Genomic DNA, 23,725 nt, shown 5'->3' with positions numbered 1-23,725 from the left:
CTGTCTATTACGCGCAAAATAATGGATTTAGCCTGGATAATATTTCTGCGATTGGTGGTGCCTCTTATAGTTCGGCTAAGCCGGTGGGTGGTGCGGGTAGCATTTACTGGAAAGATACCACTACGGGAAAAGCGGTTCTCCGAATTCTCGGTACCGCAAGTGATGATGAGAAATCTCTCCTCCGCGGACCGATTAAAAACAATACCACGCTGGAAGTTGTACTGTCCGACGTTGTGTTAGATCAGGGCTCACTAGGTGATGGGGATAAAGCCGTCGGGCGTAACCTTGTCGTCAGAGGTGATGGTTCCGGGGCTGGTGGAGTCTTGAGTCTCTACCCAGTGCCACTTTCACAGCCGAGCGAGGCCTGGGAGAGTGTTTTGCTCACCGATAATGGGACTTTGGTGAGTGAGCCGGTGGACCGAGGCAACACAGAAGCATACATAGGGTTGAACTGGTATGCCGGGTCGCTGACCATTGATGCGGATTCAAGAATCAATGTGAGTGGCCGGGGATTTTCTGGAACTTCTACCAGCAAGTATGGTGTCAGTAATTGCGGTGCTGGCGGGGGGTTACTTAACCCAACACTCTATAGCGATATCGAAGAACCAACCCGATCTGGTAGTTCTCGGTCATCCTCTGTTCGCGGTGGTGGCGCGCTCAAACTGCAGGCAAACGAAGCCATTATTGATGGCCTTATAGCAGCTAATGGGCAGAATCCCACATCGTACGGCGGATCCAGTGGTGGCTCGATCTGGCTTATCGTAAATACACTGTCTGGATTAGGGCGCATTTCCGCCAATGGTGGAAGTGGAGGAAATAGCTCGAGTTACTACGGTGGCGGCGGCGGTTGCATTGCCCTCTATTACGGAGTTAACGCAAACTTTAATTTTGACTTGATCACAGCCAATGGCGGGGGCTCTTATAGCGGCACTATGGGTGGGGGAGATGGTAGTGTTTATATTTTGTCTGCCGCACCCATGGTACGTTCGCTGGATTTGCGCGAACACGTAAACAGAAATGTTGCCTCAATATTGGTTAATTTTGGGTCTGGTATCGATTCGAACTCCATAAGTGTCGAGGATTTCGAACTGCGCAATAACGCCGATTACGTTGTGCCTGTGTCGGGTGTTTATCCTTCAAGCATTTCTCAGGTAAAAGTGATGCTTGGAGAGCCTTTAGAGGAAGGTGAGTACACGTTCTCTGTGGGTCCAAATATTTTTGGCTCAAACGGTTTGGGGATGGATCAGGATAAGGATGGTCTTGAACTAGAGCCGGAAGACGACAAATTTACATTCAATTTTACAGTTGACACTACGCGCCCCGCTGTTCCGGCTGTTGATCAGCCCGTTGCGCCTGCCGTCAATATCTCAAGCTCGCGTGATATCTTGCTATCCGGTACACGTGAGGATAGTAGCTCTATTTGGATCGATGGTGCAGAATTCATAGTTAACGGTAGTGGAAACTGGTCTGGTAGCTATCGGGCGCCAGAAGGAAGTTCTTCTGCGGCCATTACTGCGGTAGATTTGAGCGGTAATGTTTCTGACTCTGTTATCATTAATTTTAATGTAGATAGCACCCCGCCGGATATTGTCAGTGCTTATCCGAACGGACTCTATAACGTTGCCCCGACGGTTGCTGCGGTTGTCTTTAACGAGCAAGGCAGCGGTATCGACCTCGATGCCAGCTCTCTGGTGGTCAAGCGCAACGGCATTGCCCTGGCTGGTTCCCTGGCTTTATATGAAGGCCAGATCCAGTTCACTCCAGATGCGCCTTTCCTTGATGGCGAGTACCAGATTGTCGCTCGCATTGCGGACCAGGTTGGCAACCTGTCCAGCCAGAAGACATTTAACTTTGTGTTGGATTACACCCCTCCGGCGGCAACCGTACTCGACGAGTATCCGACGGTTACTACGGTCAATGCGCAGTCTTTCAGTGGCACCAAGGAAGCGGGCAGTGCGGTTCTGGTAAATGGCAGCCTTGCAGTGCTGGCATCCGCCGAGACCCGTTGGAGCACACGGGTAGCTCTGCAGCAGGGTGATAATCGCATTGATTTTGTGCTGCGTGATGCAGCGGGCAACGAGAGTGAACCCGCTTCCGCATCCATTCGCTATGACAACAACCCGCCCGGGCAGGTTGCATTGTCGATCGATGCGAGCGGCAGCGGTACCGACCTGTTGCTCGATTGGCGCAGTTACGACGAGTTCACCAACGGCAACGACATTAAAGAGTACCGTATTTACCAGAGTGCTTTGCCCTTTACCGATATCGCGGGTAAGACCCCGGTCGCGGTGGTGGGGCAGGGCACCAAGCTGTTCCGAGTGGTTGGCCTGCCCCGGGCTACCGAGGCGCACTTTGCCGTGGTCGCCTTCGACACCCAGGGTCTGTTTAATCCCGCGGTCACGTCTGTGTCCGCGGTGCCGGTGGATGTACAGGCCCCGGACGAGATCGCCAATCTGGTGGTGGTGCCCGGTGCGGATACTCTGTCCCTGCGCTGGAACCCGTCCGCCAACAGCGACGGCGATCTGGCCGGTTATAAGGTGGCGTTTATCGATGACGCCGCGGGCCGCATAGACGATCTGCCACTGGCATCGCTTCCCGACCCTGCGGCCGCAGTCCAGTACCAGGTTGCCGGTCTTGAGCCGGCCACCTCGTATCCGATCCGGGTGTACGCCTACGATGCCAGCGGCAATGCCTCCTCCGGCATCACCAATGCCGGCACCACGCTGTTGCCAAACCCGGCAACGGTCAATGCACAGGCGAAGAGCAGCCAGATCGAGATCAGCTGGTCCAGCGTTGCTCCGTACAGCCTGCTGAAGAATTATGCGGTGTATGTCGAGGAGAGCGAGTTTAGTTCTCTTGAGGGCCTGCAGCCGAAGAAGATCCAGAGCAAAGGTGGCGCCGCTGACAGCGAGCACACCTGGTCTCTGGCTGGCCTGAAAAACGGCACCACCTATTATGTGGCGGTCGCCGCGGTCAACATTTCCGGTGGCAGTGAATCGCAAGTTGCCTCGGTGGCGGTTACCCCAGTGGCGGATACCGACGGCCCGGTGATTAATGCCGGGCAGTACCAGCAGGGCAGCGGTCTGTTTGAACTGCCCTCGGCTCCGCAGCTGTTCGAGGATGGCCGCTTTGTGATCACCGCCAGTGATGATTCTGATATCGCGCGGGTGGAGTTCTATATTGACGGTACCTTACTCGGCACCGAGTACGTAGCTAGTAACGGCGTCTTTGCTCGCAACCTCGCCTTGCAAACACTCACTGATGGCCCCCACATCCTTACGGTTAAGGTCTTTGATGTGTGGGAGAACAGCACCATTGGTCAGTACACCTTCGATGTATTGCTGGCCCCGCCTGCCGCGCCAGAAATCAACGCTCCGCTCGAAGGTTCGGTCAGCAACCAGCCACAGGTCGTGATCTATGGCAGTGCGGAGAAGGGTGCCCAGGTACAGCTGTATCGTGACGGCGCCCCGGCTGGCGAGCTGCAGTTGGTGGACAGTTACGGCAAGTTCCAGATCGAAGTCACTCTGGAAGAGGGTAATAACAGCATCACCGCAGCGGCAGAGTATCCCGATCGCAGTGGCGGCTTCGGCCCGCAGAGCGGCGTGCGCACCATTGAGCTCAACACCGCCATTCCCGATGCGCCCACCAATCTCACGGTGATCGAACGGGCGCTCGGGCAGGTCTCCCTGGCCTGGGACCCGGTGGAGAGCAGCGATACAAAGAACGTCGTCAGTGGTTACAACGTGTACCGCGCGACTTCTACGTTTGCTAACCCGCAGCAGGCACAGAAGCTCAACAGCCGGTTACTCACTGAACCTAGGTTCAACGACCTGCCGGTGGAGGATGGCCATTACTTCTACGCTGTGACAGCGGTCAATACCGCTGCCACGCAGAGTGTCCTGTCCAGCGTGGTCGAGGCCGATGCCGACAGCGAAGGTCCCCATGTCCTGAGTATCAGCTACCAGTCCAATGGTCTGGTGGACCCGGCCACCGCTCGCCACGCGCCGGGTACGGTTGAGTTGGCCGTACAGTTCGACGAGCCGCTGCGCAACCAGCCCTACTTTGCCCTGGTGCCGGAGGGCGGCGTGCCGCTCGCCGTGGACCTGAGTAAGGATTACAGCGACGACACCCTGTATACCGGCAGCTTTATTATCGAGCCCGGTATGCTCTCGGGTACCGCCTACGCGGTGATGTCCGCCCACGATGATGTGGGCAACCGGGGCACCACCATTGAAGACGGCGGCACCCTGCTGATTGATGCCCGTGGGCCCGAAGTCATTGCCCTGAGCCTCAATCCCGGTGAACCGCTGAAGGTGGATGAGCAGGCGGGCCTGCTGGTGGAAGTGGTGGCGAGGCTGGATGACGAAGTGAAGCCCGGCGAACAGCCCACGCTGATCCCGCAGCTCGACAACATCGCCATCCCCGCATACAGCAGTGGCATCAGTCTCACCAGGGATGCCCAGTCCATCGAGGGCGAGCCGCTGTGGGTGGGCAGTTTCACCCTGCCCACCAGTGCCGGTCAGGATACAGCCGGCAATCCCAGCGTGGAAAATCTCAGCTTCAGCTATCAGGCTGCGGACGACCTGGATAACCTCGGCAGCAGAGTGCGCGTGCGCAATGCTTTTCAGGTGTACCAGGGTGATCTGCCACCGCTGGCTACCCCGCAGAACCTCAAAGCGGTGGCTCAGCCCAATGCCGGGGTCCTACTCACCTGGGACCCGGTGGCCGATGCGCGCTATGTGCTCTACCGCCGCGCCGGGCGCGACACCGAGTTCACCGAGCTGAAACGTCTCTCTGAAACCCAGGTGTCAGACCAGCCGCCCGGCGACGGCCAGTATTACTACGCCGTTGCCAGTGAGCGCCGCAGCAACGACCAGACCGCCCTCAGTGCAATGAGCGCTGCGGTGGCGGTGAGCGCCGACAGTATCGCCCCGGCCGCGCCTTCGGGTCTGGCTCTGGAGCTGAACGGCGCCGGCATCGTCGCCACCTGGGCCGCCCCCGCAGTGGACGCCCAGGGCAGTGCGCAATTGGGCGCGGCCCTCACCTATAACCTCTATCGACTCGACCTGGGCGAAGGTGAGAATGTCACTGCGGAACAGCTGCAGGGCATCACCCCGCTGCAGACCGGTATCCCCGAGACCATCGCGCTGGATAGCAATCCCAGCGAGAGCCAGCACGCCTATGCGATCACCGCACTGGACGAAGCCGGCAATGAGTCCGCACCCAGTGATACCGCCTATCTGAACTTCGGCCTGCTGCCGGTCAGTGATTTCAGTATCAGTGTCAGTGCCGATGGCAACCCACAACTGCAGTGGCACCACAGTGGGGCCGCCATTGCCGGTTACCGGGTCTATGTGGATGGCGCGAACGGTAGCGGCGGTGGGGAAGGTCTGCAGGAGATCACCAGCAGTCTGATCCCCCACCGCGGCAATCCCACCACCTTTATCGACGAGGGCTTCAGCGCCGGCGCTCTGGGTGTTAACAGCGAGCGCCGTTACACCGTGATCGCCGAAGACAGCCAGGGTGTCACCAGCATTGGCCACAGCCTGCTGCTGCCGGCGTTGTCCGTGGCCGTGGTCGAGCCGGAAAATGGTCAGCCGGTTCTTGAGCGCGGCGTTATGAATAAAGTGCTCTTCCGGGTGCAGAATCGCGGTAGCGTCGATATTGCCGGTCTCAAACTTTACGCCACCGTCAGTGATAACGGCACCCCGCGGCAGCATCAGTCCAGCAGCTTCAGTGTTTCCGCTGGCGGCATTATCGAAGTGCCAATCGTCATCGGTGGTTATGCCAAGCTGGATACCCTGAGCGATATCCAGCTGCGCCTGGGACACTCACCCCTGCCCGGTGAGGTGGTGTTTATCCAGACTCAGGATCAGGTTATGGTCGGCGACGCCGCCCTGCGCCTGTCTCTGGAGAGCGGCACCGTCTACCGCGGCGGTCTGGGTAAATTCCGTTTCACTCTGGAGAACACCTCCGCGGTGGAAACCGAACTGCTGATGGCGCGCAACAGCGGCAAGACTGCTTCCGACGAGGTGCGTATCCGCCTCGAAGACAGCGACGGCAACCTGCTGTCCATGAAGAGCGTGCAGCAGTTCACTGGCGACGTAATCACCGTTGCCAGCGGTGAAACGGTCGCCCGTCTGCAGCCGGGTGAGCGCTTCACCTCCGGCTGGATCGAAGTCCCTGTGCCTGCCGCCGCGCCGGATCTGGTGACCGTTGCTCTGGAAGTGGATCACTTCCGTTATCACACCGGTAAAGACACCAGAGTGCTCATCGACGGCAACGGCACCCGTACCCAGGCCTCCCTGCAGGAGACCGCCTACTACGGCACGCTGGACGCGGTGACCCCGGTCGAGGTTTACCGCGCGGAAGACAAGGTCACCCTCACCGGGCAAGCCCGCGACCGTGCCAGCGACACCGCCACCGGCAATGTCCCCTTGACTCTGGTGATGGAACTGCGTGGCTTCGAGCGTCAGGCCTCAGTGATTGCCGACAGTGAGGGGCGCTTCAGCTACACCTTCGACCCGCAAGGGCAGAGTGGTACCTGGCGGGTTTCCGTTATTCACCCGGACAGTCTCGCGCGGCCAAACCAGGGCCAGTTCAGCGTGCTCACTTCCACGGTGAGTCCAGACCGGGTCAACATTCGCGTACCGCGCAATTACAACCAGGTGGTCCCGGTTACCGTTAAAGCCGGTTACAGCGCTGAACTGACCAACGTGCGCCTGGTCTCTGTAGCCGCTCCCGGTGAGGATAAGCCGCAGATACCCGGCGGCATCCACCTGGATCGCGGGGCGGTCATCAACCTGCTCCCCCAGGCCAAGGGCGTGATCAACCTCACCCTCTCCGGCGACAACCTCGCGCCGGAAAAAGGCTTCCTGTACTTCCAGGTGCTTGCCGATGTTAACGGCAGCGAGCAGGTGCTCGAAAACATCGCCGTCGGCTACAACCTCTTGGAAAGCCGGCCGGTGATCACCGCCAAGCCATCGTTTATCGATACCGGCGTACTGCTCGGTGGCAGTACCACCGAAACCTTCGCGCTCAAAAACACCGGCTTTGATGTCCTGCGCAATGCCAGCGTGCAATTGCGGGACCAAGACGGTAACCCGGCAGCGAGCTGGATCGGCCTCAATGGCACCGCCAGTCTCGGCGATCTGGGTATCGGCGACAGCCGCGATGTAAGCATCCGCTTCGCGCCGGAAGCCGGCGTGGCACAGGGCAACTACCGCTTTACTCTGCAGGTGACCGGCGAGGGTGGTCACAGCTTCAGCGTGCCCATCTATGTGGCCGTGGTTACCTCAGAAGTGGGCGATGCCTTCTTCCATATCAGCGATATCTATACCGCCACCCTGGGAGAAAACAGCCAGCTGATTCCCGGGCTGCGGGGCGCCAAGATCGAGCTGCAGAACGAACAGGTACTCTCCCAAACCCGCACGATCAATAGTGACGCCAATGGCGAAGCCCTGTTCCAGAACCTGCCCATTGGCCGCTACAGCTACCGGGTCACCGCCTTCGATCATGAAAGTGTCTCCGGCCGCCTGTGGGTCAAACCCGGTATCACCGTCGCCGAAGATGTGTTCCTGATGAACCAGATCATCAACGTCGAATGGCAGGTGAACGAGATCAACCTCGAAGACCGCTACGAAATCAAGCTCGAAGCCACCTTCGAAACCCAGGTGCCAGTGGCCGTGGTCATGCTCGACCCGCTCAGCATCACCCTGCCGGATATGAAAAAGGGCGACGTCTTCACCGGCGAACTGAGTCTCACCAACTACGGCCTGATCCGCGCCGACAGCGTGCGCGGCAAACTGCCGTCCGGCAACGACGTGGTCGAGTTCGAGTTCCTCGCCGATGTTCCGGACACACTGGCGGCCGGGGAAGTGATCTACATCCCCTACCGCATCACCGCCCTGCGCGACTTCAATCCCAATGAGGAAGGTGGCGCAACCGGGGCTGGCTGTGGCACCCACAGCTTCCAGTACCGGGTGAGCTACCAGAGCCGGTGTGCCAATGGGCAGATTGTGCCCAGCGGCACCTCCACCCGCTGGGCCACAGCTTCCAGCGGCGCCTGCAGCACAAGCGGCAGTCGTGGCGGCGGCGGTAGCAGCAGCTTCTACTACGGCGGCGGAGGCGGCAGCGGCAGCAGTTATGGCGGCGGCTACTCGCCGATTGGCCGCGCAGTCGAGACGCTGCGTTGCGAGCCACCGCCGTGCGCGGATGGCAGCTGCAACAAAGACAACACCAGTGCGCAATAAATAAAAAAGAATCGGGGCGGACTCGCCGCCCTGTCAAAGCTTCGCGTCTATCGCAACGCAGTGAATAAGAATTGCGGGCCTGCCTAAGGCCCGGAAGAAAAATCGGGAAAATAACCATGAAGTTCTGTTCTTGGGGGGCGGCTCAAAGAGCCAAAAGGCTTGCGGGCCAATCCGGCGCTGGCAGCCGGTGGCCTGTATGGGGCACTGTTCTGGCAGCCAGTGTGGTGCTGGGGCTTTCTTCCCTGGCGCAGGCCAAGCCCGGCATCGTGAGCGATGGCGCTGCCCCGAGAGCAACCACCTCGGAAAACCGCGAAGACCTGGAAGATATGCAGGTCAAAGTGCTGGGTGGCAATGTGCGCATGCTGCGCCGCTGGACCCGCAACGGTTGGGAGTGGAACAGCCGCTGGAACCCGATCCTCACCTACAGCGAACTGCAGGCCCAGCAGGGGCAGGTGCCAGTGGTGAGCGGTAGCTGCAAGCAGCCCCACGAGTTCTATCTGTTCCGCAATGGCATGTCCTACCGCCCCGAGCAGTTCGGCAGCGACGCCAACAACTGTATTACTCCGCAAGGGGATACCTACCAGGCACAGCTGGCCCGCACACTCACCAAAACCGTGGAAATGGTGGAGGGGGAGCCAACGCCCCATTACATCTGGCGCGACCGGCTCGGTAACGTCATCCACTATACCGATGGCCAGATCAGCAGCTACCAGGACAGGAACGGCGTTCAGGTCAGTTTCACCTACGAGCAGGATCGCATCGCCAGTGTGCAGGACCACCACGGCAATACCGTAATCACCTATCACTGGCAGGCGGTGCCGGCAGAAGCCGGTGGCGAGATGGCAGCCTCCTATCGCCTCAAGGCGCTGGAGGACTACACCGGCAGAAAGGTCAGCTACCGTTATGGCGAAGACAGTGGCGACCCCCTCAATTACCGCCAGCTGATCGCCGTCACCGATGTACGCGGACAGGAGTGGACCTACCAGTACCAGTTCCGCAGCAACCAGCAGCGCACCCTGAAAAGCGTCACCGACCCCAATGGTCGCGTCACCACCTACAGTACCAACGCCGATGGCTATATCAGTGGTCAGACCAATGCCGACGGTGTCGGCGTGGTGTACAGCCACACCGTTGATGGCGATACCGGCACCTACAAGGTCACGCGCACTGAAAACTCCGGCGTCATCACCGAGACCTGGTACAACACCCTCAATATGCCGGTTAGGCAGGCTGTTGGTGGAGAGCTGCAGTACCAGATTGAATACCAGTACTCCGATAACAAGACCGCCAAAGATATGGCGGAACAGTACAGCTATGCCGGCACCACCCAGCTGGGTGCCAATGCCAACGCCGCCCCCATCCGCATCATCAGCAGCATTGCCACCGATGCCCGCGGCCTGAAGACCAAGCACTACTACGACACCTTTCGCAATATCACTCGCACCGAACACCCAGACGGCAGCTACACCACCACCGAGTGGGACACAGAGTTGACGCTGCCGCTGCGCCAGCGCGACGAGCGCGGGGTCATCAGTGAATACACCTACGATGCCAACGGCAACCTGATTACCCTGACCGAGGCCGTGGGCACGGAAGACCAGCGTATCACCCGCTACACCTACGACCAGTACGGGCAGCTGGCAACCCAGATTAGCGGCGAGTCCGCAGCTGCCAATACCGCGCTGGCCACCACCCGCTGGCAATACGATGCCTACGGCAACCTCACCAAGGTCACCAGCCCCGAGCAGGACGTGACCGAATACAAAGACTACGACGTAAACGGTTACGCCCACACCGTGCTGGACGCGCGCCTGAAGACCTGGACTCGGGATTTCGATGCGGTCGGCAACCTGTTGTCAGACCTCAACCCCTACGGCCAGGGGTTCAAATATGCATACGATGCCGCCGGCGATCTGGTCAAAGTCACCGATGCCAGTGGCAGCAGCCTGCATATCACTAACAACGCCTCCGGCCTGCCGCGCAGCGTGACCGACGACAACGGCAACCGCCTCAAGCTGGACTACGACAAGGGCGATCGCCTGGCTACTATCACCGATGCCGAGGGTTCCACCATTGGCCTCGAATACGATAGCCAGAATCGCCTCAGCGTCATCGTCGATGGTGAGCAGAACCGCACCCGCTACACCTACCAGCAGAACCTGCTGTCAAAAATCGAATACCCCACCTACGCCGAAGAGCTGGGCTACGATAAACGCGACCGTATCGAGCAGAGCAAGCAAAAGGCCAACAACCTGGAGTATTTGCGCAAGTATGGCTACGACCTGGGCAGTAATCTCGATAGCGACACCGATGCGCTGGAGAACACCGAGAAGTACGAGTACGACAACCTCAGCCGTCTGGTAGCCATCGTCGACCCCGAAAATGGCGAAGCCAAGAAGACCAAATTCAGCTACGACGCCCGCGACAACCTGCTGCAGGTGCAAGACCCGGAAGGTCGCCTCACGGTCTACACCTACGACAAGGCCGACCGCCTGAAATCTGAGACCAAGCACGACTTTATCGGTACCAACAAGCAGCGCGTCTACAACTACGATGCCAATGGCAATCTGGTTGAGGTGATCAACCCGCAGCAGGAAATGCGCGGCTACAGCTATGACGATGCCAACCGCCTGAGCAAGCTGGAAGTGTTCGCGCAGAAAGACAACACACAGCCGGTGAAGGTGGTGGATTACCATTACAACGCCAAGGCCCAGTACACCGGTTATACCCAGCAGCCCGGTGCCGACACCGCCAATGCCACCGCGGATATCGTCCATCATGGGGAAACCTATACCTACGATGCGCTGAACCGTCTGGAATCCGTGCGCGTGGATTATTACGGTGAAGGTGCGCAAGCCGCGGAAATCGCTTTCTCCAAGAGCTACAGCTACACCTATTACGGCAATGGCCTGAAGAAGACCTATACCAATCCGGAAGGTATTACCTACACCTACTACTACAACAGGAACAACCAGCTGGCGGCGGTGCATGTGCCCGGGGAAGGGCAGCTGGCGTGGACCAATTTCAACTGGCTGGCTCCGCAGACCCTGCTGCTGCCCGGTGGCAACAAGATCACTTTGACCTACGACGACTTCCTGCGGGTGAAAGAGCGGATTCTGGAAGACTCTGCCGGTAACGATAAAGCGACCGCGCTGTACGAGTATGACCTTGAGAGCAATATCAAGGGGATCGATACCGAGCATGGGGCTTATGCGTTTGGTTATGACGATCTTTATCGGCTTACCGCGGCTGATTATCCGCTAGCCAATGCGGCGAACGATGAGGAGTTTGGGTATGACGGTGTGGGCAACCGTACCGATTATGCGGCCGGTGAGGTTGAGGGGACAAGCGGCGAAGCCGCGGGGATGGAATTTATTCCGTCCTCCTCGGAGGTGTTGGAATACAACGACCAAAACCAGCTAACGGCAATCACCGGCGATGACCCGGCCAGCTTCCAGTACAACGACAATGGTCACACCACTCAGAAGGTACAGAGTGGGGTTACCTGGGATTATCGCTATAACCACGAAGAGCGTTTGATTGCTGTCGATAAGAATAGCCAGACGGTAGGCCAGTACCAGTACAACCCCTACGGCCAGCGGATTCGCAAGCAGACCGATAGCGCAACTTATTTCCTCTATAACGAAGAAGGCATGGCTGCGGAATATGATGCGGGCGGGCATCTGATTAAGGAGTACCACTTCAAGCCGGGTATGCCCTGGATGACCGAGCCGTTGTTCCAGCGGGTGGCCTCCGGGGAGGTGTATTACTACCAGAATGATCACCTGGGCACGCCGCAGCGGATGGTGGATAAGTCCGGGGCTGTGGTTTGGGAGGCGAGGTATGAGGCTTTTGGTAAGGCTGAGGTTTTGGTTGAAGTTGTTGGGAATGCGTTGAGGTTTCCGGGACAGTATTTTGATCGGGAGTCAGGACTTCATCATAACTATATGCGGGACTTGGATCCTATGAGTGGGCGATATCTACAGAGGGATCCTATTGGTTTTGAGGGGGGGTTAAACTTTTATCTTTATGTAAACGCTTCCCCATTTAAATACATTGACCCTTATGGGCTATGTTTAGGACCGGTAACAATTGCAGTCATCTCAGGAGCTGTAGGTGGCGCGATCACGGGTGCTCAAGCTGGCCTTGTCGGAGCAATAATTGGTGGTGTTGCTGGCGGAGTTACTTCAGGAGTCGCTGAACACCGGGGCGGAGGAGTTCCAAATGGTACCGCAGCAGGTGCGGTTGCAGGTCTCGCATCAGGCTTGAGAAGTGGGTCAGTTGGCGGTGCAGTAGCTAGTACTGTAGGTGGAGCTATCGGGGGTACTTCGGGAGCGGCTCAATCTGATTTCTCAAATACAGCAGGAGGGTTGCTGGGCGGTGCAATTGGTGGTGTGCTCACCCCCCCTACTGGACCTTCAAATTTTTCCAAGAATCTATCAACGATGAAGAATGTACGAAAAGGTTCAGTTTTTGGTTTTTTGGGTGGCTTTGTTCAAGATGTATTGAAAAAAACGTTGACAGACTTGTGGGGCTGCGATCGTGATGGGATATGCAGACCTAGACCGACAATTGTGGGGGTTGAGATAAAGTGAAAAAAATTGCTGCAATAACCCTATTTTTGTTATCAGCCCTTTTTGTGGTTGTTGTAACTATTTTCGTGGATCGAATCTACGGCGGTGCCGCTAATGTCCCTGAGTGGGCAAGTTTTATATCATTTATAATTTCAATTGTTCCTTTGGCTTGTGCTTCATTTTATTTGTATGGGGTTTTCTCTAATAAGTAAGAGCAAAAAAATAAAACATAAAAAATAAGGTCGACAGATCTATTTGAGGTGCCAAAATAAACAAGGCAGGGAGTGACGCCTGGAAGGATTGAGAAGAGCTATGCCAAGGAAGGCGCGAGTATTGGTGGCGAATATGCCACACCATGTTGTGCAGCGTGGGCACAACCGCGAGGCGCCAAAATAAGTAAGTAGTCTTGCGGATGAGGATTATCAGTATTACCGGGACAACTTGTTCGAGTGGAAGGATAAGTTGGGGATCAAGTTGTATGCCTGGTGTTTGATGACCAACCATGTCCACCAGCTGGTGGAGCCGGGGGCGGCGGAATTAGTGGAAAGGTTTTTCTCAGATTTGGTTCGCGATCTCTAACCCGAGAGCATGGGAAAGTATGGTCTCATAGTATCGCAAGGAAGCAGGTTAATAAGCATACAAAAGGGGCCGTCAACAAGGCGCTGAATAAACGCGGGGGGTTAAATGGTAGCTGGGTAAACCCCAAACGACACCATTTACATGATAAAAGTGCGACGATTAAAGGAGGCGGTCGTAAATTGCCGTTACCTTTGAGAGCACTAGATAGAGTGCCTGATTGGATGAAAGGGTCCGCTGTATCCGGAGGGGTTGGTGCCGGTGTGGCTGGTTGTGGAGGTTGCAAAAATGAATCTTAAATCAACCTTTAGAAGTATTCTTTTGAGAGTTTGGGATTTTTCACTTTTTATTACTGGTGAGGGAAGTTGGAAACTCAGATATCACGAAAAGCTCATAATTGATGAAGTTGTTAAGAGTTTAGGTGATGAACAGAGAGACCAAATTTGTCGCCAGTTGAGTCAACCTTTTTTTGTGCAGCGAATGCATGGTGGTAGGGTGAATACAATTTGTTTTTACCATGAAGATGAGAAACATAGAGTGCATGGTAATCAGTTTGAAGATTCTATGATTAAGGTTGATTTTACTGCAGATGGAAAGAAGCAGAGAGCTCATGTTGTATTTTATAAAGGTTTTATAAACAAAGTAGAGTTCAAAAAAGAAGGTGGTTTTTACAGGAGTAAAACGATTAAAGTTTGCTCGATATCTTGTGGAGATCCCGAAAAATCGCATTCTGCAGCCCTAGATAGACTTGAGCATGGAAGAAGTGAAGAAGGTCAATAAACATAAAGGGGGCAAACATAAAGAACATAGATAAAGGGGAAAGATCTATTTAAGTCGCCCAAATAAACAAGGCAGGGAGTGACGCCTGGAAGGATTGAGAAGAGCTATGCCAAGGAAGGCGCGAGTATTGGTGGCGAATATGCCACGCCATGTTGTGCAGCGTGGGCACAACCGCGAGGCGCAAAATGAGTAAGTGGTCCTGCGGATGAGGATTATCAGTTTTATCGGGACAAATTGTTCGAGTGGAAGGAGAAGTTGGGGATCAAGTTGTATGCCTGATGCCTGATGACCAACCCTGTCCATCTGCTGGTGGAGCCGGGGGCGGCCGAGGAAATGGCTTTATTTGAGCGAGGCTTGGTCTCGCAACCAACTGACTGGCAATAGCCGGTTTGTGGATGAGATCGAACGCAGGGTAGGGCTCCGGGTGGAGCATCGCCGGCCCGGAAGGCCGCGAATAGATATTGATTGACTTCGGGCTGCTACGGCCGCCTGACGAACAAATAATTCAATGAAAGCATTACGACCATTAGGAATAGGAATCATGTTGCAGCGTTGGGGGATTCTGGCGGCGTTTTGGATCTGCACACTGGGTGTGCCGGCCGCCGCCACCGCTCAGGAAGAGGCGCTCTGCGCAGAGGTGCGCATTGAAATCCTCCAGGAGTTGACATTGGAGCGCCAGGGCTTTGAAGCCATTATGCGCATCACCAATAGCCTGGATACCTATTCCATTGAGGATATTGCCATCTCGGTGAATTTTGCCGATGCGGATGGCAAGAGCGTCACTGCCACCTCGAACACCGCCGCCAGTGATGCCGCCTTTTTTATCCGTATTGACGACACCAACAACGTCAACTCCCTGGTAACGGCGGACAACGGTGTGGTGAGCGACGCGGTGATCAATGCCGGCAAGGTTGGCGAGTTCCGCTGGCTGATCGTGCCCACCGCCAATGCCGCCGGCGAGACCGATAACGGCGAGCTGTATTTTGTCGGCGCCACCCTGTCTTACGCTTACGGTGGCCGCGAAGAAGTGGTGGAAGTGGCCCCGGACTCCATCGTGGTAAAACCCCAGCCACTGCTGACCCTTGACTACTTCCTCACCGAACAGGTAATCGGTGATGACGCCTTTACCCCAGCGGTGGAGCCGCCGGAGCCTTATACCCTGGGTGTGCGGATTGACAACAGTGGTTTCGGCAGCGCGCGGGCGGTGAAGATTGAATCGGCCCAGCCGCGCATCGTGGATAACGAACAGGGCCTGGCGATTGATTTCACCATCACCAAGAGCTTTGTCGAGAACCGGGCCGCGCAGCCGAGCCTGCTGCTCGACTTTGGCGAGATCGATCCGCAGGGCATGAAGGCAGGGCGCTGGATTATGGAATCGACCCTGTCGGGCAGCTTCACCGCCTTCAATGCCAGCTTCACCCACGCCAATGAACTGGGTGGAGAGCTCACCTCATTGATCGATGCCACCTATGCGCACCTGCTGGTGCGGGATGTGCAGGTGGACCTGGCCGGGCGCGATGGGGTGCCGGACTTCCTCGCCAGCGGCGCCGATGGCAATTACTACGTATACGAGAGCCAGGCCACTGGGGCCGATCTGGCGTTCTGTAAGAGTTGTGCCGAGGTGCGCGCTCTTGACTATAACCTCGGCGGCGAGAGCGCCGGTACCCGGCGGTTAACCGGTAGCGCCGAGGCGGGCTTTGGCTATGCCAAAGTGCCCGACCCCTACGCTGGTGGCAAGGTGCTGCACCGGGTGGTGCGGGATGACGGCAAACAGCTGAATGCGGCCAACTACTGGACGTCCAAAGAGCGCGCGGCAAACAAGGTCGATTTCGACCACTATGTGAATGTGTTTGATTTCGGCAGTACCGGTAGTTACACCCTGTATTTCACCGACAGCCGGGAAATTCCCCAGGCGCCGGTTATTCAGGCGATTCTGGATCGCAGCACCCATGAGGGCAGTCAGGTCGGTTTCCTGGTGCAATCCTATGACCCCAATGGCACGGTGCCGCGGTTGAGCGCTGCCAGCCTGCCGGCGGGCGCTACGTTTACCGATAGCGGTGATGGGGCGGGTATTTTCCGCTGGCAGCCGGCTATTGGTCAGGCGGGGGATTATGTTGTCAGCTTTACCGCCACCGATGGCGGCCTCTCCGGCCAGCGAGCGGTCAACATCGCGGTGAACCCGGCGGATGACACCGATGGCGATGGCCTCAATGACGCCTGGGAACTGGAAAATTTCGGCAATCTGGATCGCGATGGCAGTGGCGATTACGATGAAGATGGCCGTACCGATGCCCAGGAAGAGGAAGTGGGTAGCGACCCCACGGTGCCGGAAGTGGCCCCGGGCGCGCCGCAAATCGCCAGCCCCATGTACGATGGCGAAGTGCTCGCCGGCGCAACAGCACTGTTGCCCACATTTACCCTGAACAATGGCGATCACGGCCCCGAGATGGCGGTCGCGTACGAGTTCGAGATCTACGCCGATGAGGCCATGCTCGACAAAGTGGCCGCTTCCACTCAGCCCGAGACCAGTGCCACTACCATATGGACCGTTGCCGCAGAAGAGTTGCAGCCAGGCAAGGCCTTTGCCGATAACTCGCTCTATTACTGGCGCGTGAGGGCGGTGACCCAGGTGGCGGCGGGCAGTGGGGATGTTGCGGTTGCCTCTGAATGGCAGTCGAGCCGTTTCTTTATCAATACCGTCAATGACGTGCCGGCGCTGCCCGCTATCGTGGCGCCGGCAGATAACGCCATCGTTGCCGATCTTCGCCCTGCCCTGATCGTGGCCCATGCGGTGGATGCCGATCGGGATGCGCTGTCTTATGGCTTTGACCTGTTTCATGAGTCGAATCTGGAGACCCCTGTTGCCCAGGTTTCCGGTTTGCTGCCGGGGGCTAACTCTCAGACCCGATGGCAGGTGCCGAACCCGCTGGCAGAGGACAATGCCTATGTCTGGAACGCCTGGGTCGAGGATGAGCACGGTGAGCGTGCCGAAAGCGCGGCGAGCGTCTTCCTGGTCAGCACCCGGAACAATGCGCCGGTGGCCCCGACAATGGCGGTACCCAACGGTCCGCTGAAGGATTGGCTGCCCAATAACGGGGTTACCCTGAGCGTGCGCAATGGCCTGGACCCGGAGCAACAGCCGCTGACCTACCAATTTGAGCTGGATACTCTGCCGAGCTTTGATGGCGTGGAAAAAATGCGTTCCGGCCCAGTCGCGGAGGGCGCGCAGGAAACCCGCTGGAGTGTCGAGGGACTGCTGGAAGATACCGTTTACTACTGGCGGGTTAAGGCCAGTGATGGTGTAGTGGACAGTGACTGGGTGAACGCCAGTTTCAGTGTGGATACCTACAATAACCCGCCACCGGTGCCCAGCCTGCAAAACCCCGGTGACAGCGCCGTAGTTGAAACCCTGCGCCCACTCTTTGAGGTCAACCCGGTGGTGGACCTGGATGGGGATACGGTGCAGTACCGCTTCGAAGTCTACTCCGATGCGGCGCTGACTATGCTGGTGGCCAGTCACTTTCAGGCCGGCACCCAATGGATACCCGGTTTCGATCTGGCAGATAACAGCCATTTTTACTGGCGTGCGCGCGCGGAAGACTGTGACGACGGTATCAGCCACTGGACACCGGTGAACCAGTTTGCGGTGAATGAGAACGGCATCAATGACGCGCCGACTCTTTCACCGGTCCTGCCGGATGCCGAAATTACTGTGAGCGAACCAGAGCTGCTTATTCAGTGGCAGGATGCCGATCCGGATAGCAGTGCCAGTGTGTCCCTTTATTATTTCTATGAGGGCGGCGGCCGCACACTGATTGCCGGGGATATTGCCGAAGATGCAGATGGCGCAGGCGATCAGTATTCCTGGGATGTCTCAGGACTGATGCCGGGCAGTTACACCCTGCAACTGGAAATTACCGATGGCGAAACCACGGTGGTGGCAGAAGGCTGTTGCCGTATTGTGGTGCCCCTGCAGGACAAGAATATAACCGCGACTCCGCAAACTGATTTACTCACTGATGAGGCTGGCCTCGTCGTTGCGGCGGTCAATATCGTGCTGGATAAGCCGCTGCACGCCGGTACCAGCCTCGCGCTCAATATGTCGCTTTCCGATGACAGTGAAGCAAAGCTGCTGGCGGAACATTACCTGCAGTTCACCGCGGAGAACTGGAATATCCCGCAGACGGTTCAGCTACAGGGGCTTGATGACTGCGACGTGGATGGCAACCGTCCATTCAGCCTGGTGTTCCAGCCCGCGCAGAGTGATGACCCGTCTTACAGTGGCTATATGCTCGATAGCATCGAGTTCATCAATGTCGACAACGAGGCTCCGGGGCAGACGCTCTTTATCTGCCAGTACACACTGGAGCGCACGGTTGCAGTGGCCGGTGGCGGTGGGGTGGACTCGCATTACCGGGTTACCTTGAATAATTCCGGCGTCGGTCTTGTGGGCGCTAGCGCGACGCTGGATCTGCTGCCCTCCCCAGACCTGAACTACTCGGCGACGGTACTCAGTGGCGGCAGCCAGAGTTTTCCGGAGATCGCCACCAACGCCAGTGCATCCGGTAGCGAGCTACTGGTCATTCGTCATCCTGCCGCACAGGCGGTCGACTTGGCCAAATTTGTCTGGAATATCACTCCCGGCGACACTCTGACGAATATCGACGGCGATGATGGCCACAATACGCTGCGGGGCGGTGAAGGTGTCGACCGTATCGATGGTAAAGCAGGCAACGATACCATCTACGGTGGTGCCGGGGATGACGTCATTACCGGCGGATCAGGCGCTGACATTCTCTATGGTGAAGGTGGTGACGATACCTTTGTGGTGGAGGGTAATGACGGGTATGCAGACCGTATCGAGGGCGGTGACGGCTTCGACCAGATTGTCGGCGGCGAGAGTGATGATGCGATTCGCCTGAGTGTTTTCAGCGGTGCTGCCACGGTGGAGCGAATCGATGGCAGCGCAGGCTTCAATGCCATTTATGGTACTAACGGCCCTAACGCGCTGGATTTCTCCAATACCGAGTTGCGCAATATTGCCTTTATCGACGGCCTTGATGGCAACGACATCATCTACGGCAGTGCTTCTGATGACAAGATTATCGGCAGTGGCGGCAGCGACAAACTGTATGGCAATGCCGGTGACGATATCTTTGTGATTGAAGGCAATGACCCGGGCTATGACCGTGTAGAGGGCGGTGACGGTTTTGACCGGGTAATAGGCAGCGACGGCGATGACTGGTTCCGTTTCAGTACATTCAGCGCTGATGCCCGGGTTGAAGCGATTGATGGCGGTGCCGGTACTGATCAAATCATTGCCAATAGTGGCAATAACCGGCTGGATTTCCGCGGAGTCAGCCTGGTGAATATCAGCCGCATCGATGGTGCTGAAGGTAATGACACGATTTATGGTTCAGCCACTGACGATACCATCATTGGTGGCCTGGGCAGTGACAGCCTCTATGGAGAAGAGGGCGATGACCGCTTCCTGTTGACCGCAGGCGATAGCGGCTACGACCGCTACGAGGGTGGCGCCGGCGAGGATTGGATTGTCGGCACGACCGGTGACGACATTATTGGGCTGCGGACATTCACTGCTAACGCCCGGGTGGAGGTGATCGACGGTGGTGGTGGTGTCAACCGTATTCAGGGCAACAGCGGCAATAACAGCCTCGATTTCTCGGCAACACAACTGGTTTCCATTGATGCCATCGACGCCGGTGAAGGTAACGATACCGTTAAAGGTTCAGAATTCGCCGATGTGATTATTGGTGGGGCGGGATCAGACAAGCTTTATGGTAATGGCGGCGCCGATATTTTCTATGTGACGGCGGGCGATACCGGTTTCGATCGTTATCAGGGAGGGGAGGGGGTTGACCGCCTGCTCGGTACCGATGGCGACGATACGATCCGTCTCTCGGCGTTTTCCGGCAGTAACCGCGTGGAGATTGTCGATGGCGGCTTGGGCGTCAACCGAATAGTGGCATCTGCGGGTAATAGCACCTTTGATTTCACTGAAACGCAGCTGCTCAATATTGCTGAAGTTGATATGGGTGCAGGCAACGATACCGTCTATGGCACTCATGGTGCAGACAGAATCTTAGGTGGTATTGGCTCTGACAGGCTGTATGGCAATGGTGCTGACGACGTGTTTGTAGCCACCGCCGGCGACACGGGTTTTGACCACTATGAGGGCGGGGATGGGGTTGATACCCTGTTGGGGACTGCCGGTGATGATGCGCTGGGGCTTTCCGTGTTTAGCGGAAATGCACGAGTAGAGAAAATCGATGGCGGCGCTGGGCGTAATATCATCGTCGCCGGCAGTGGCAACAATACCTTGGATTTTCGTGACACTGAGTTGGTGGCTATTGCGCTGATCAATGCGGGGGCAGGCAACGATCGGGTGTATGGCTCCGGGCAGGCTGATGTCATCGAGGGCGGTTTGGGTAGCGACCGTATTTATGGCGAAGGGGGCGATGACCTCTTTCTCATTACCGAAGGTGATACCGGGTTTGATCATTATCAGGGCGGTGCAGGGGTTGATACCTTGCAGGGCACCCCCGGTAATGATGAAATCCGTCTGGGTGCGTTCGCTGGTGAAGCGACAGTTGAAATCGTGGATGGCAAGGGTGGTCACGACATCATCCTGGCCACCGCAGGCAATAATAAGCTGGACTTCTCGAACACCCAGTTGATCGGTATCAGCGCCATCGATGCCGGGGCTGGCAATGATGTTGTCTATGGTTCCAACTCTGCTGACACGATTATCGGCGGATTAGGCCAGGATTATCTGGACGGCGGCAATGGCGATGATATCTTCCTGCTTACGGAGGGTGATAACGCCGGTGATCGCTACAGCGGTGGCGAGGGTTTCGACCAGCTGCTGGGTACAGACAGTGATGACGACATTCTGCTCAGTGTGTTTGACGGTGCGGCTAGCGTTGAGCGTATCGATGGAAGGGCGGGTGTTAACCGAATCCTATCCGGCGGTGCCGATAACACGTTGGATTTCTCCCTAACTGAGCTTCTCAACGTATCCGAGATTAATGCCGGCGCAGGCAATGACACCATAAAAGGCTCAGCGAGTGATGATGTCATCATCGGCGGGACAGGTAGCGATACCCTTTATGGCAACGCCGGTGACGATATCTTTATTCACTCCCCTGGTGACAGCGGATACGACCGTTACGAAGGTGGTGAAGGCCTTGACACACTGCTAGGCAGTGAGGCAGACGATGATTTGCTGCTGAGTGTCTTCTCCGGCGATGCGACGGTGGAAGTGATTGACGGCAAGGCGGGTATCAACCGCATCCTTGGCAGTGACGCCAACAACACCCTGGATTTTCGTAACAGCTCGCTACTCAATATTTCATTGATAGCCGCCCAGTCCGGTAACGATACCGTGTACGGGAGTGAATTGGGTGACACCATCGAGGGGGGGCTGGGAAGCGATACCCTCTATGGCGAGGGTGGTGATGATACCTTCCTGATTACAGCGGCAGATACTGGTTACAACCGTTACGCAGGTGGCCCCGGGATTGATAAAGTGCTTGGCACTACAGGCAATGATCTTATTAGGCTGGCGGCATACTCGGGAACCGATACCCTAGAGATTATCAATGGTAATGGTGGCCGTGACATTATTCTGGCTACCACCGGAAACAACACCCTGGATTTCAGTAATACAGACCTGCAAGGGATCGCCGAAATTAACGCTGATAAAGGCAATGACATCGTCAATGGCTCTAAGGGTAATGATGTGATTCGTGGTGGTGAGGGCGCTGACACAGTTTCAGGCAGAGAAGGTGCAGATATATACCTTTACTCGCGGGGAGACGGCGCCGATGTTATCCGTGATTCTGGTTCCAGTGATGGGGACATCCTTTATTTTGAAGGTGATGTCCAGCCTGAAGAAATTTGGCTTGTTAAAAACAGCTCGAGCCTTGATATCTACCTGCTTGATGGTGCCGATCCGATTAAAGTAATCGACGACGGAAACCCTGAAGTTCCAGCAGAAACAGAAACCAGTAGGCCTGTCGGACTGTTGGATATATTACTGGGTGGTAGCTTGGTTAATACCAGGAATCAGAACAGGGCACCGGGATGGGGGGTGCTGTCCCCTGAGTCTAGACCTTCACTGGATTACTCTCCGGTTGCCCGCTTTGTGGATGCCCTGGCAGAAATCGAAGTCCCTGGAAATGGGCTCGCATCCCTGAGTGCTGAGTTGCGTGCGAGGCTGGGTGAGAAAATAAAGATTGTTCATTGGCAATCGCTGGATAATCGAATTGAATCGATATCGACGCAATCCGGCGCTGTACTGAAGTACGAGAGGATCTCAGGTTTGGCTGATCGCATGACGGAGATAGGCGCCCCACAGGATGGAGTGATTTCTACCGACGCTAAGCGAAAAGCGGAACTGTCGGAAGCAACCCGGTTGGCCTGGGGGTTGTGACTTTTGGAATTTGGGGGCAGATGGCTGCCCCCAAATTCTAATCACTGGCGCGCCATATGCGTATACGATTATCCTTTTAGCACATCAACAACCCTGCCTCCCTCCATCCCTCCCTTTCCTCTTTCTTCTCTCTCTCTTTCTTTTAAACGGTCATTCCTTTGCTACCTGAGCAGTTATCGCGGCACCAAGAACCCGAAGAGAAGTTGTTTGCCATGGCGAAATTTTTAAAACTAAATTATCAATTTTATCTATGACCGACTGTGTGTCTTATGGGCGCACTGTTCTTAAGTTCAGGCAAGAATTGTTAGAGTGCATTGAGTTTTTTCAACTAATTTTGATCTATGGCTGTAGCCGCTATCGGTGTTTTTATGTGTATGTATGGCGATTTACCTGCAGTACCTGCTGAATTGGAAAGCGCACCCGCTGTAATTGACAGGATTGATAATTATTTTGAGTGAACCTGTTGGAGGGGGATAGGTGCGTGGTATCCCTATCCATAGTGGCCTGCTATTTGATTTTTCATAGAGGTGAGTCACAAGTATTTACGGGCGGAATATGTGAACAAGAGTATTTCGGATGGTTTGTTCTATGTTAGAAGTGGAGAAATTAAGTGGCTGAAAATAAAAGATAAGTAATAGCGCGATTGAATTGGGTGGGGGTCATGTTCTGATCAGGTGGGCATTCTTATCCTACCCGCCTCCTTGAGTGAGTGAATCAAGTCAAAGCATCGTGGATGCTGATCATTATTATGTGATGTTCCTGGATTTTCAGTCTCAGAAAACTATTTCGTTGTTCCAATAATGTCGTCTGTTTTTGGCTGGTGGCGAAGAGTGAGAGAGGTAGTTGGATTTACAAAGTAAAGAAGGGTAATGAGTGCTGATATGGTGTGAAAGTATGTGTAACCTTAGAAATATAGCGGGGTTTTTTTACGCTCTGATAACAACATGGAGAAATAATAGTGTGATCTTCCCCCGCTTTGACGGACACCAAAGTCAAACAGACGAGGTGTCCAATGCCCAAGTACAAAAACCCAAAGAAGACATGGCGGTACTCAGATGAATTCAAAGTCAAAGCAGTATTGCTTAGCC

Annotated in this window: 4 protein-coding genes and 1 pseudogene; all 5 read left to right on the top strand. The window is 56.0% G+C overall.

All coding sequences use genetic code 11. The features are described from left to right. The first annotated feature begins 1,523 nt into the window (after window positions 1-1,523). Window positions 1,524-8,252, top strand: coding sequence for a fibronectin type III domain-containing protein (locus tag ABEA58_RS13835; RefSeq protein WP_345552425.1), 6,729 nt, complete (start codon window positions 1,524-1,526; stop codon window positions 8,250-8,252). Between the two features lie 224 nt (window positions 8,253-8,476). Then, on the top strand, window positions 8,477-12,847 hold the full coding sequence (locus tag ABEA58_RS13830; protein ID WP_345552423.1) for an RHS repeat-associated core domain-containing protein: 4,371 nt from the start codon (window positions 8,477-8,479) through the stop codon (window positions 12,845-12,847). Between the two features lie 396 nt (window positions 12,848-13,243). After that, window positions 13,244-13,405 (top strand): annotated as a pseudogene (locus ABEA58_RS14420) (transposase); the annotation flags it as partial. A 252-nt stretch (window positions 13,406-13,657) separates the two neighbouring features. Continuing rightward, on the top strand, window positions 13,658-14,182 hold the full coding sequence (locus tag ABEA58_RS13825) for a hypothetical protein (protein ID WP_345552421.1): 525 nt from the start codon (window positions 13,658-13,660) through the stop codon (window positions 14,180-14,182). 541 nt (window positions 14,183-14,723) lie between these two features. Further along, entirely contained in the window at window positions 14,724-22,637 is a 7,914-nt protein-coding gene (locus tag ABEA58_RS13820) for a beta strand repeat-containing protein (RefSeq protein ID WP_345552419.1), read from the top strand. Window positions 22,638-23,725: the final 1,088 nt, after the last annotated feature.

Source organism: Microbulbifer aestuariivivens (genome assembly GCF_039545115.1).
Taxonomy (GTDB): Bacteria; Pseudomonadota; Gammaproteobacteria; order Pseudomonadales; family Cellvibrionaceae; genus Microbulbifer; species Microbulbifer aestuariivivens.
The sequence above is the reverse complement of the archived record's forward strand: the minus strand, read 5'-3'. Positions and strand labels throughout refer to the sequence as shown.